At 72.3% G+C, this 12,229-nt stretch carries 10 protein-coding genes and 1 riboswitch; of the genes, 9 read left to right on the forward strand and 1 reads right to left on the reverse strand.

Going from position 1 to position 12,229, the window contains the following annotated elements; genetic code table 11:
- The first annotated feature begins 16 nt into the window (after positions 1-16).
- The 3 genes from ABD198_RS06595 (at position 17) to ABD198_RS06605 (ending at position 3,484) form a co-directional block, all read left to right on the forward strand.
- Entirely contained in the window at positions 17-1,513 is a 1,497-nt protein-coding gene (locus tag ABD198_RS06595) for a serine/threonine-protein kinase (RefSeq protein WP_343998533.1), read from the forward strand.
- Between the two features lie 187 nt (positions 1,514-1,700).
- Positions 1,701-2,348 (forward strand): SurA N-terminal domain-containing protein, encoded by a 648-nt coding sequence (locus tag ABD198_RS06600; protein WP_343998438.1) that lies wholly within the window; start codon positions 1,701-1,703, stop codon positions 2,346-2,348.
- 152 nt (positions 2,349-2,500) lie between these two features.
- Entirely contained in the window at positions 2,501-3,484 is a 984-nt protein-coding gene (locus ABD198_RS06605; RefSeq protein WP_343998439.1) for a nucleoside triphosphate pyrophosphohydrolase, read from the forward strand.
- 201 nt (positions 3,485-3,685) lie between these two features.
- Here the strand turns inward: ABD198_RS06605 and ABD198_RS06610 are convergent, their stop codons facing one another.
- Positions 3,686-4,702 carry an ArsR/SmtB family transcription factor gene (locus ABD198_RS06610; RefSeq protein ID WP_343998440.1) on the reverse strand — a complete coding sequence of 339 codons (1,017 nt, stop codon included), beginning with the start codon at positions 4,700-4,702 and terminating at the stop codon, positions 3,686-3,688.
- A 287-nt stretch (positions 4,703-4,989) separates the two neighbouring features.
- Between ABD198_RS06610 and ABD198_RS06615 the strand changes: the two genes are divergently transcribed.
- From ABD198_RS06615 to ABD198_RS06640, 6 genes are all read left to right on the forward strand, one after another.
- Positions 4,990-6,375, forward strand: coding sequence for an alpha/beta fold hydrolase (locus ABD198_RS06615; RefSeq protein WP_343998441.1), 1,386 nt, complete (start codon positions 4,990-4,992; stop codon positions 6,373-6,375).
- Positions 6,376-6,595: 220 nt separating this feature from the next.
- Positions 6,596-7,858, forward strand: coding sequence for a cytochrome P450 family protein (locus tag ABD198_RS06620; RefSeq protein ID WP_343998536.1), 1,263 nt, complete (start codon positions 6,596-6,598; stop codon positions 7,856-7,858).
- Positions 7,859-8,057: 199 nt separating this feature from the next.
- Positions 8,058-9,053, forward strand: a complete 996-nt coding sequence (locus ABD198_RS06625) for a transglycosylase family protein (RefSeq protein WP_343998442.1) — start codon at positions 8,058-8,060, stop codon at positions 9,051-9,053.
- Between the two features lie 204 nt (positions 9,054-9,257).
- A riboswitch (cyclic di-AMP (ydaO/yuaA leader) is annotated at positions 9,258-9,427 on the forward strand.
- 4 nt (positions 9,428-9,431) lie between these two features.
- Complete coding sequence (locus ABD198_RS06630; protein ID WP_343998443.1) at positions 9,432-10,127, forward strand: transglycosylase family protein; 696 nt, start codon at positions 9,432-9,434, stop codon at positions 10,125-10,127.
- Between the two features lie 223 nt (positions 10,128-10,350).
- Positions 10,351-11,631 carry a phosphopyruvate hydratase gene (eno, locus tag ABD198_RS06635; protein ID WP_343998444.1) on the forward strand — a complete coding sequence of 427 codons (1,281 nt, stop codon included), beginning with the start codon at positions 10,351-10,353 and terminating at the stop codon, positions 11,629-11,631.
- A 111-nt stretch (positions 11,632-11,742) separates the two neighbouring features.
- Positions 11,743-12,219 carry an FtsB family cell division protein gene (locus ABD198_RS06640; RefSeq protein WP_343998445.1) on the forward strand — a complete coding sequence of 159 codons (477 nt, stop codon included), beginning with the start codon at positions 11,743-11,745 and terminating at the stop codon, positions 12,217-12,219.
- Positions 12,220-12,229: the final 10 nt, after the last annotated feature.

The raw sequence follows: 12,229 nt of genomic DNA on the forward strand, positions 1-12,229 counted from the left end.
CGCGGGCCGCTACGAGCTGTCCACGCTCATCGGCCAGGGCGGCATGGGCCAGGTCTGGACGGCGTACGACCAGCGGCTCGACCGGCGCGTGGCGGTGAAGCTGCTGCGGCCCGACAAGGTGGCCGGGCAGGAGGCCGACGAACTGCGCCGCCGCTTCGTGCGCGAGTGCCGCGTCACCGCCCAGGTCGACCACCCCGGCCTGGTCACCGTGCACGACGCCGGCAGCGAGGGCGAGGAGCTGTTCCTCGTCATGCAGTACGTCGACGGCGCCGACCTCGGCGACCATCTCGCCGAGCACGCGCCCTACCCGTGGCAGTGGGCGGTCGCGGTGGCCGCCCAGCTGTGCGCCGTGCTGAGCGCCGTGCACGCGGTGCCGATCGTCCACCGCGACCTCAAGCCGCGCAATGTGATGGTCCGGCAGGACGGCACCGTCACCGTGCTCGACCTCGGCGTCGCCTCCGTCATGGACGCCGACACCACCCGCCTCACCCACACCGGCACCCCCATAGGCTCGCCCGCCTACATGGCCCCCGAGCAGGCGATGGGCGGCGCGGTCGGCCCCTACACCGACCTGTACGCGCTCGGTGTGCTGCTGCACGAACTGCTCAGCGGGGACGTCCCCTTCTCCGGCTCCACCGCGCTCGGCGTGCTGCACCGGCACCTGTACGAACCGCCGCCGCCGGTGCGCACCCTCCGCCCGGAGGTGCCCGAGGCGCTGGAGACGCTGGTGCTGCGGCTGCTCGCCAAGGACCCGCAGCACCGCCCGGCCTCCGCGCAGGAGGTCTACGAGCATCTGGAGCCGCTGCTGCCCGCCCGCGGCACGCCCACCTTGGCGCTGCTGGACCCCACCCGCCCCTTCCTGCGGCCGCTCGCCCCCTGGCCGGACCGGGCGCGCACCCCCGCACCCCAGCCCGCCCCCGCCGCGCCCGCCTCGCCGGCCGCGGAGAAGGCCGATGTCGCCGCCGCCGTCGACGAGGTCAAGCGGCTCCTCGGCGAGGGACGGATCACCCAGGCCGTCGACATCCTCGGCTCGATCCTGCCCGTCGCCGCCGAGCAGCACGGCGAGAACTCCCCGGTCGTGCGCACCCTGCGCAAGCAGTACGCGGCCACCCTCCTGGACGACGGCCAGTACCGCCGCGCCCTGCCCGAACTGCGCCGCCTCGCCGCCGAGCGCGCCGCCGAGGCCGGGCAGGCCGACCCGCAGTCGCTGCGCTACCGCTACGAGGCCGCCCAGTGCCTGGAGCAGCTCGGCGACCCGGCCGGGGCGCTCGCCGAGTACCGGGCGCTGCTGCCGTACTACGAGAACCAGTACGTGGCCGCCGGCGACCCGCGGCTCGCCCACGAGGTGCGCCGCCGCATCGGGCATCTGCTGCTCGCCCTCGGCGACCGGGCCGCCGCCCACGACACGCTCGTGCGCCTGCTGCACGACGTGGAGCGCGGCCAGGGTCCCGGACATCCGCTCGCCGTGGAGATCCGGCGGACGCTGCAGTGGCTGGGGCAGGTGCGCGGCTGAGGTCCGGCATGCGGCCGTGCCCGGCGGTAGGGCGGCCGGGATGCCGGGCGGCCGGGCGGCGGGGTGCCGGTGCCCGAAGTCGTGGTGAATCGTTGGTCGAATGGGTTGGCCAGAGCTTGCCCCGTGCCTACCATCGATCACCGCAAGACTTTGTGCACCGCCGCACAAGCTCCCTCAGGAGGTTTCCTTGCACCGCCGCCGTCGCACCGCGCTCCTGCTCACCGCCGCGATCGCCGCAGCGGGCCCCCTGCTCACCGCCTGCGGAAACGATGCGCGTCCGGGCGCGGCAGCCGTCGTCGGCGACGAACGGATCACCGTGTCGCAGCTGGAGAACCGGGTGAAGGAGGTCCGCGCGGCCCAGCGCGAGGCCGTCCCCGACGAGGCCCAGTACGAGCAGGCCATCGCCCGCACCGGCAGCCTCACCCGCGACACCCTGCACAGCATGGTCCTCGACCGCGTCCTGGACCACGCCGCGCGCGAGGCCGGGGTGAGCGTCACGCCCCGCGAGGTGCAGCGGATGCGGGCCGACATGGAGGACCAGGCGGGCGGCGCCGAGGCGCTCGAGCGGGCCTGGCTGCAGCAGTACGGCATCCCGCCGCAGCGCCTGGAGGAGAACCTCCGCCTGCAGCTGAAGGCCCAGAAGCTCGCCGAGAAGCTCGGCACCGACACCAGCCGCCCCGAGTTCTGGAAGGCCCTGTCCGAGGCCGGCAAGGAACTCGACGTGGACATCAACCCGCGCTACGGCACCTGGGACGTGAACAAGAGCAGCCGCGTGGACGCCAAGGCCCCGTGGCTGCGGGACGTGACGTCGGCGGACACCCAGCAGCCCACCTGACGCGGGCCGCCTGCCGCGGGCCGCCTGCCGGATCGCCTGCCGGATCGCCTGCCGGACCGCCTGATGGGGCCTCCCATCACGGCCCGCCCGCCTGTGGACAACAGCCTGTGGACAACTCGGGGGCTGTCGGCGGCGTGGGTTAGTTTCGGAGCGTGAACGCCATCAGCTCCGACGCCCCCGCCGAGGCCGCTCCCGGCCGTGTCGTCCTGCTCACCACCAGCCACCGGGTCGCGCCCGGCCTGCTGTCCTGGCCGGCCTGGCATGCGCTGCACGCGGCCGACCGGGTGCTGTGCGCCGACGGTGCCCATCCCCAGCTGCCGTATCTGCGGGAGGCGGGGATATCCGTGGAGGAGGCGGCGCCGACCGCCGAGGAGCTGGTCGGTGCCTGCGCGGGCGGGCACACGGTGGTGGTCGTCGCCACCGGTGAGGGCGAGCCCGCGCTCACCGACGGACTGGCCCGCCTCGCCGGCAGCGGACGCGTCCGGATGCCCGAGCTGGAGCTGCTGCCCGCCTCCTACGACCTGCCGGGCGCCCGCCTGCTGGACCTGGTGCAGGTGATGGACCGCATCCGCGCCGAGTGCCCGTGGTCGTCGCTGCAGACGCACAAGGGCCTGGCGAAGTACGGCATCGAGGAGGCGTACGAACTCGTCGAGGCGATCGAGGAGGGCGACCGGGACGAGCTGCGCGAGGAGCTCGGCGACGTCCTGCTCCAGGTCGTCTTCCACGCCCGGATCGCCGAGGAGCACCCCGAGCAGCCCTTCTCCGTCGACGACGTGGCCGCCGGCATCGTCGACAAGCTCATTCACCGCCACCCCCATGTCTTCGGCGACGCGACGGCGAGCACCCCGGAGGAGGTCAAGGAGCACTGGCTGCGCACCAAGGCCGTCGAGAAGCGCCGCACCTCGGTCACCGAGGGCATCCCCCTCGGCCAGCCGGCCCTGGCCCTGGCCGCGAAGCTGGCCTCACGGGTCCGCACGGCCGGCCTGGACGTGCCCCCGCCCCGGACCGACGGCATCGGCTACGAGCTGCTGACCCTGGCGATACGCGCCGAGGCGGAGGGCGTCGACCCGGAGGCGGCCCTGCGCGCGGCGGCCCGCGCGTACCGCGACGCGGTGCTGGCGGCCGAGGGGAGTTAGGTGTGCTGTCCCGGGACGTTGGTGACACGCGTGCTGGGTGCTTGAACGGGTGAGGGCCTTCTGGGTTCGGTGTGGATTGCGACATTCACGTCCGACCGCCAGGAGGCCCTCGTGTCCCACCGTAACGCCCCGCTGACCCCGACCGGCAGGCTGCGTCTGGCCACCAGCCAGCCGCGTCACCAACCTCTCCGAACAGCACACCTAGCCGGACGTGCCCTGGCGCCCTCGCGCGGCGGAGCTCCTCGCCAGGCGGGCGCCCGCCGGGGTGTGGCGGTAGAGGACGAAGCGGCCGGAGCGGGCGCGGGTCACCAGGCCCGCCCGGTGCAGCACCCCCAGGTGGTACGAGACGGTGGCGGGGCTGAGGAAGTGACGTGCCGCCAGCTGCGCGGTGGACGCCGGACGGGCCAGGGCGGCCAGCAGCCCGGCGCGGGTGGGGCCGAGCAGCCCGGCCAGTTCCTCGGGCGGAGCCGCCGGGGCACTCGACCCGGCCCGCACCGGATACACCAGCATCGGCGGCCGCCGCCCGCCCGGCACCGGGTCCACGACCACCGCCGGCACCGGAGCCACCAGCGACGGCACGACCACCACCAGCGGCACCGGCAGGCGAACGGTGAACCGGCTCTCCACCCGCAGGGTGCCGTCGGCCCACCGGATGCCGGGGTGCAGCGAGTTGAACAGGGTGGCCGCGCCGCTGCGGGCCAGCACCCCCGCACACCGGTCGACCTCCGCCTCCAGGGTGGCCCGGGCGGCCTCCCAGTGCGGGGCGAAGGCCAGCTCCCAGTAGCGCCGCAGCTCCTCCGCCGCCTGCCGGGCCACGCGTTCGCCGCCGCGTGCCATGGCGCACCGCACGACCTCCGGCAGCTCGCTGCCGGCCAGGCCGCTGTCCGGCCGGCCGTCGCGCAGCGTCCGGAGTTCGGCCAGGACCCGCTCGGGCGGAGTGGAGCGGACCTGTTCGAGCTCCTCCTCGACGGTGGGGGAGGGGTCCGACGGATGTGGACTGAGGAAGTCCGGTACGTAACCCCCGGCGTCCAGTGCCAGCGCGGTCAGCAGCGGCAGCCGCGCCCGGCGCAGCACCCGGCGGGCGCGGGCCACCCACGGATCGGAGCCCGGTTCCGTGCGCAGTCCCCACGGCAGCAGCGTGGACGTCACCTCGTGCAGCGGTGAGACGGCGAAGCGGGAGCGGGCCAGTCCCTCCGCGTCCACCGTCAGCTCGATCACCGCTCCCCCCCCAGCAGGCCCCGAGCGCACCGCGTGCGCACCGACTCTTCGAACCTGCTCGAATCGTGGCACGAGCGCTCGCCGTGACCAACAGCCCCGGCGCACCCTGATGACCGGTCATCGAAGCCGAGGGGGAGGACATGCGCACATCACCGCGGTTCCAAGGGAGTCGAAGGACACCGGCGGCGCCGGACGCACCGGTCGCGAGCCGGGCCCGGGAGACCTGGAGAGCACGGAGGGCATGGGGAGCACGGGGAACACGGAAAACACGGAGATCCCGGTCACGGGTGACCGTGGCGCTCGCCGCCGCCGGACTCCTGGTGGTGTCGGGCACCTGCACCTCGGCGGCGCAGGACCGGGAGGGGACGGTCGCGGCACCGGCCGGGGAGAACGGGGGGCTCTCCGGCGCCGCGCCCTGCCCCGGCCTGGACGGCTTCACCTGCGCCACCCTGAACGTGCCGCTCGACCACCGGGGCCGCACCCCGGGCCGGCTCGGCCTGAAGATCGCGATGGCCGACAACGCCGAGGCACCCAAGGGCGTCCTGCTGTTCCTGACGGGCGGGCCGGGCCAGCCCGGCGTGCCGTTCGTCCAGCGCATCCGCGACCGGATGGCGCCGGTGCTGAAGGACTACCGCCTGGTGATGATCGACCAGCGCGGCACCGGCGCCGGCGCGCTGCAATGTCCCCGGCTGCAGAAGGAGATTGGCGCCTCCGACCTCACCCCGCCCACCGAGCAGGCGGTGAAGGAGTGCGCCGCGGCCATCGGCGAGCAGCGCCGCTTCTACAGCACCGGTGACACCGTCGCCGACCTGGAGCTGCTGCGCCGGGCCCTGGGCGTGCGGAAGATGACCCTCGACGGCGTCTCCTACGGCACCTACACCGCCACCCGGTACGCGCTGGCCCACCCGAACCGCGTGGCCCGGCTGGTGCTGGACTCGGTGGTGCCGCAGACCGGGTACGACCCGATGGACCTCGCCGCCCTGCGCGCGGCACCGCGCGTGCTGCGCGAGGCCTGCGCGGCGATCGAGTGCACCACGGACCCCGGCGCGGACCTCGCGAAGGTGGTGGACACCTACGGCAACGGCGCCGACGTCATCGACGCGCTCACCACCTGGGGCTTCGTCGACCCGGACTACGCCGAGATGATCGACGCGCTGCACCGGGCCGCCGAGGGCGACCCCGGACTGCTGCGCGGACTGATCGCGGGCACCCGGCAGGGCAACGCCGCCACCGCCGAGGAGCTGAGCCAGGGGCTGCACGCCTCCACCCTGTGCCTGGACGGCCGCTACCCCTGGGGCAGGTCCGACGCCCCCGTGGCCGGGCGGCGCGAGGCGCTCGAGAAGGCGGGCGCCGAGCTGACCCCGCGCGACTACGGCCCGTTCGACGCGGCCACCGCCACCGGCCTCGGCTCGATGCTCAGCTGTCTGCACTGGCCGCCCACCCCGGCGCCGCCGCTGCCCTCGCCGCACCGCAGGCTGCCCGGCTCCGTCCCGGTCCTGCTGCTGGGCGGCGACCGCGATCTGTCGACGCCGGTGGAGTGGCTGTACAACCAGAAGAAGCTGACCCCGCGCGCCGAGGTCGTGGTGGTCGAGGGAGCCGCGCACTCGGTGCAGAGCAGGGCGGCGAGCGACGAGGGCCGCGAGGCGGTGTACGACTTCCTTCTCCGCCGCTGATTCCCTGCTCGCACACGGCTTCCTCATCCGTGCACGGCCGGGGCCCGGTACACCGCCGCGGGCCCCGGCCGTGCACGCATGCGGCCCGCCTGCACGCATGCCGCTGCGGACGGAACGCCGCTGCGGACGCGGCCCCCGGCACACGCCCGCGGGCATACGACCACAGGCCCCGATATACGGTCGGAAGGTGACCGACCAGCACCCGACCGACCAGCACGACATGCCGCAGCCGCCGCCCGCCCCCGAGCTCTTCACCTGGGAGTTCGCCACCGATCCCTACCCGGCCTACGCCTGGCTGCGCGAGCACGCCCCCGTGCACAGGACCCGCCTGCCGAGCGGAGTCGAGGCCTGGCTGGTCACCCGCTACGCCGACGCCAAGCAGACCCTCGCCGACAACCGCCTGTCCAAGAACCCGGCGCATCACGACGAGCCGGAGCACGCCAAGGGCAAGACGGGCATCCCCGGCGAGCGCAAGGCGGAGCTGATGACGCATCTGCTGAACATCGACCCGCCGGACCACACCCGGCTGCGCCGGCTGGTCAGCAAGGCCTTCACCCCGCGCCGGGTCGCCGAGTTCGCGCCCAGGGTGCAGGAGCTGACCGACACCCTCATCGACCGGTTCGCCGCTCGGGGGTCGGCCGACCTCATCCACGAGTTCGCCTTCCCGCTGCCCATCTACGCCATCTGCGACATGCTCGGCGTGCCCCGCGAGGACCAGGACGACTTCCGGGACTGGGCGGGCATGATGATCCGTCACCAGGGCGGCCCGCGCGGTGGAGTGGCCCGCTCGGTGAAGAAGATGCGCGGCTATCTCGCCGACCTCATCCACCGCAAGCGCGCGGCCCTGCCCGACCGGCCGGCACCCGGCGAGGACCTGATCTCCGGTCTGATCCGGGCCTCCGACCACGGCGAGCACCTCACCGAGAACGAGGCCGCCGCGATGGCGTTCATCCTGCTGTTCGCCGGTTTCGAGACCACCGTCAACCTCATCGGCAACGGCACCTACGCCCTGCTCACCCACCCCGAGCAGCGGGCCCGGCTGCAGCGGTCCCTGGCCGCGGGGGAGCGGGAGCTGCTGACCACCGGGGTGGAGGAACTGCTGCGCTACGACGGCCCGGTGGAGATCGCCACCTGGCGGTTCGCCACCGAGCCGGTCGTCATCGGCGGACAGCGGATCGAGGCCGGGGACCCCGTGCTGGTCGTCCTCGCCGCGGCGGACCGGGACCCGGAGCGGTTCGCCGACCCGGATGTGCTCGACCTCGGCCGGCGCGACAACCAGCATCTGGGGTACGGCCACGGCATCCACTACTGCCTGGGCGCGCCGCTGGCCCGGCTGGAGGGGCAGACCGCGCTCGGCACCTTGCTGACCCGGCTGCCGGATCTGCGCCTTGCGGTCGAACCGGACGAACTGCGCTGGCGCGGCGGGCTCATCATGCGCGGACTGCGCACACTGCCCGTGGAATTCACCCCTTTGCGGACCTGACTTCCCAAAACGGACCGCGCTTTGGGTACCCCGTCCGGCCAGCGCAAACATGACACACGTTCAACTATGTGATCTTCACGTGATCTGCGCGGCATGAACTTGTGACAACTGATCGTCTGCCGATACGTTCACCTGTCAACGCGACGTCCAATTCCGGTTCGCCGCGCTGGTCACTGCTGTCCGTCTGAAAGGTCTCCGCATGCTCTCCGGGAACGGTCGTCACCGTCGCCCCCGCCAGGCTCCGGCTCTCCTTGTCGCGGCCGGAGTGACCGGATCCGCCATCGCCATTCCGCTTCTGGGGGCGAGCGGCGCCAGCGCGGCCGACGGGGAGACCTGGGACCAGGTCGCGGAGTGCGAGTCCGGCGGCTCCTGGAGCCAGAACACCGGCAACGGCTACTACGGCGGTCTGCAGCTGACCCAGGACGACTGGGAGAACTACGGCGGACTGGAGTACGCGCCCAGCGCCGACCAGGCCAGCCGGAACCAGCAGATAGCGGTCGCGGAACGCATACTCGCCGACCAGGGTGTCGGCGCCTGGCGCGCCTGCGGCCTGCTCGCGGGGCTGGAGCAGGGCTCGGGGGCCGAGGGGATTGACACGGGCACGGGCTCGCAGTCTCCGTCCTCCACGGACACGCCGGAAAGCAGCGAATCTACCGATGAGTCCGGCTCATCGGATTCCGTTGATCCGTCCGTCTCTTCGTCTGCATCGCCCTCCGCCACGGAGGGCGGGGCCAGTGGAGACGGCGCGGAGGGCTCCACGGGCTCGGCCGATGCGAATGAATCGCCCGAGTCCGACAAGTCCACCGATGTCGACTCCGAGTCCTCGGCCGTCGAAACAACCGGAAACAGTAACGAGTCGGACAAGTCCGGCCAGAGCACCGGCTCTTCCGCGCTGATCGACACCGGTGCCTCCACGGGGACCGGCCGGCACCGCGGCCCCAGCGCCGAGGAGAAGGAAGAGGACCTCGCGTCCGGGTCGTCCGGCCGGCATGCCGCGCACCCCTCGGACGACGCCTCCGACGGCTCCTACACCGTCCGCCGCGGGGACAGCCTGTGGTCCATCGCCGACTCCCTTGAGGTGGACGGCGGTTGGCGTGCGCTGTACGAGCGTAACGAGCAGGTCGTCGGTGACGACCCGGACCTCATCCTGCCCGGTCAGACGCTTGAGGTCGCAGAGGGCGCGAGCGGGAAGTGACGGGCGAAAAGCCGCGGATCGGACGGTAGTTGACGTCATGATTCGAGCTGAATGCCCGATATAAAAGCGGTGAGAGATAGGTCTCAGAAGCCCTGATCGTCTTTGAAAATCGGCCGAACGGGTGTCTACGGTCGTGACCGCTCGCCATCGCGGGCCCCGGCTGCCGCCACGCCGAATCCTGCCAGTGGCACCCGGGAACAGTCGTCGCGTCATGCGCCGTAGGCAGGAGCGGGGGACCCAAGGTAAGTGCCGTTTCCGGTGCCTGGCACCGGAGTGCGGCTTGGGGTGAAGCCGCGTCCCGTGCGGGACGTGGCCGGGCAACTCAACCGGCCCGAACCCGACAGCTCACCTCGCAGGCGTCGGTGAGGGGATCCATCCATGCTGTTTTCCGGCAAGGGCAAGCACCGTCGTCCGAACAAGGCCACCCGCGCCATCGCCATCGCCGGTGTCACCGGCGCCGCCGTCGCCGCCCCGCTGATGGCGGCCGGCTCGGCCTCCGCCGCCACCGCCTCCGAGTGGGACGCCGTCGCCCAGTGCGAGTCCGGCGGCAACTGGTCCATCAACACCGGCAACGGCTACTACGGCGGTCTGCAGTTCTCCGCCTCCACCTGGGCCGCCTACGGCGGCACCAAGTACGCCGCCACCGCCGACAAGGCCACCAAGGCGCAGCAGATCGAGATCGCCGAGAAGGTGCTCGCGGGCCAGGGCAAGGGTGCCTGGCCGGTCTGCGGCAAGAACCTGTCCAGCACCCCCTACAACGGTGCCGCCGCCGAGGCCCCCAAGGCCGGCGCCTCCGCCGAGCGCTCCACCGAGCAGAAGGCGACCCGCTCCACCGAGCGTCCGGCGCCGAAGGCCGAGAAGAAGGCCGAGGCCAAGAAGACCGTCACCACCCCGGCCGGCGACAAGGTCGAGAAGGGCGACGGCGAGTACAAGGTCGTCAAGGGCGACACCCTCAGCTCCATCGCCGCCGAGCACGGCGTCAAGGGCGGCTGGCAGAAGCTCTTCGAGCTGAACGACGACATCATCGAGGACGCCGACCTCATCTTCCCGGGCCAGCAGCTGCACCTGAAGTAAGCAGCGGCCCCGCGGTCCGCCCGCTCCGGTGCGTGTTCCCCCGTGCGCACCGGGGCGGGCTTTTTCATGGAACCATGTTTGTTCCGTTCGGAAACAATCTATGCTCGGTTCCGTCCCACGGGATGGGCGACCGGATGGCCGATCGCCCGGAGCCGGTTAGGCTCGGTCTCGCAGCGCCACCACGGCCCTGCACACTCGCGTCACATCCAAGAAGGAGATGCTCGTGCCGTCCATCGACGTCGTCGTAGCCCGGGAAATCCTGGACTCCCGAGGCAATCCCACGGTCGAGGTCGAGGTCGGCCTCGACGACGGCAGCACCGGTCGTGCCGCCGTCCCGTCCGGCGCCTCCACGGGCGCCTTCGAGGCCATCGAGCTTCGCGACGGCGACTCGAACCGCTACCTCGGCAAGGGCGTGGAGAAGGCCGTTCTCGCGGTCATCGAGCAGATCGGCCCTGAGCTGGTCGGCTACGACGCCACCGAGCAGCGCCTGATCGACCAGGCCATGTTCGACCTGGACGCCACCGACAACAAGGGCTCCCTCGGCGCCAACGCCATCCTCGGCGTCTCCCTCGCCGTCGCCCACGCCGCCTCCGAGGCCAGCGACCTGCCGCTGTTCCGCTACCTGGGCGGCCCCAACGCGCACCTGCTGCCGGTGCCGATGATGAACATCCTGAACGGCGGCTCGCACGCCGACTCCAACGTGGACATCCAGGAGTTCATGATCGCCCCGATCGGTGCGGAGTCCTTCTCCGAGGCGCTGCGCTGGGGTGCCGAGGTCTACCACACCCTGAAGAAGGTCCTGAAGAGCAAGGGCCTGTCCACCGGCCTCGGCGACGAGGGCGGCTTCGCCCCGAACCTCGGCTCCAACCGCGAGGCCCTCGACCTCATCCTCGAGGCCATCAAGGAGGCCGGCTACACCCCCGGCGAGCAGGTCGCGCTCGCCCTGGACGTGGCCGCGTCCGAGTTCTACAAGGACGGCTCCTACGTCTTCGAGGGCAAGGAGCGCTCCGCCGCCGAGATGACGGAGTACTACGCCGAGCTGGTCGACGCCTACCCGCTGGTCTCCATCGAGGACCCGCTGTTCGAGGACGACTGGGAGGGCTGGAAGACCATCACCGCCAAGCTCGGTGACAAGGTCCAGCTCGTCGGCGACGACCTGTTCGTCACCAACCCCGAGCGTCTGGCCCGCGGCATCGAGGAGGGCGCCGCCAACGCCCTGCTGGTGAAGGTCAACCAGATCGGCTCGCTCACCGAGACCCTGGACGCGGTCGAGCTGGCCCAGCGCAACGGCTACAAGTGCATGATGTCCCACCGCTCCGGCGAGACCGAGGACGTCACCATCGCCGACCTCGCCGTCGCCACCAACTGCGGCCAGATCAAGACCGGCGCCCCGGCCCGCTCCGAGCGCGTCGCCAAGTACAACCAGCTGCTGCGCATCGAGGAGATCCTCGACGACGCGGCGGTGTACGCCGGCCGCTCCGCCTTCCCGCGCTTCAAGGGCTGACGCCACACGGGGCCCCGTCCCCGTGAGAGGGCAGCGTCGTACGTACGTCCCCGTACTCGGTCCCGTACCGTGTGCGGGGACGTACGCGCGTGGACGGGAGGCGCCAGGCAGATGGCTGTGAAGGACCGGGACCGTTTCTCCACCGCGACCAGGATCCGGCTGATCGGTGAGCAGACCGCGGCCCGGGTCTACCGCTCGCAGACCCGGCGCCAGGCCCGCCGCTCCCGGCTGACCGGCCGGGCCGCGCTGCTCGCCCTGGTGGTCTGCTCGCTGATCGTGGCACTCGCCTACCCCATGCGCCAGTACGTCTCCCAGCGCGCCGAGATCGCCGACCTGCGGCAGCAGCAGAAGGAGGCGCGCGAGCGCGTGGAACGGCTGCGCGACCTCAAGGCGCGCTGGCAGGACGACGCCTACGCCGAGCAGGAGATCCGCCGCCGGCTGCACTACGTCATGCCGGGCGAGACCGGCTACATCGTGATCGACCCGGGCACGGCCAGGAAGTCCCGCACCGACCGCGAGACCGCCGACCGCCCCTGGTACGCGAACCTCTGGGACGGCGTCGACAAGGCCGACGCCGCCGCCCAGTGACCGTATAGAA

It is taken from the genome of Streptomyces thermocarboxydovorans, assembly GCF_039524635.1.
GTDB lineage: Bacteria > Actinomycetota > Actinomycetes > Streptomycetales > Streptomycetaceae > Streptomyces > Streptomyces thermocarboxydovorans.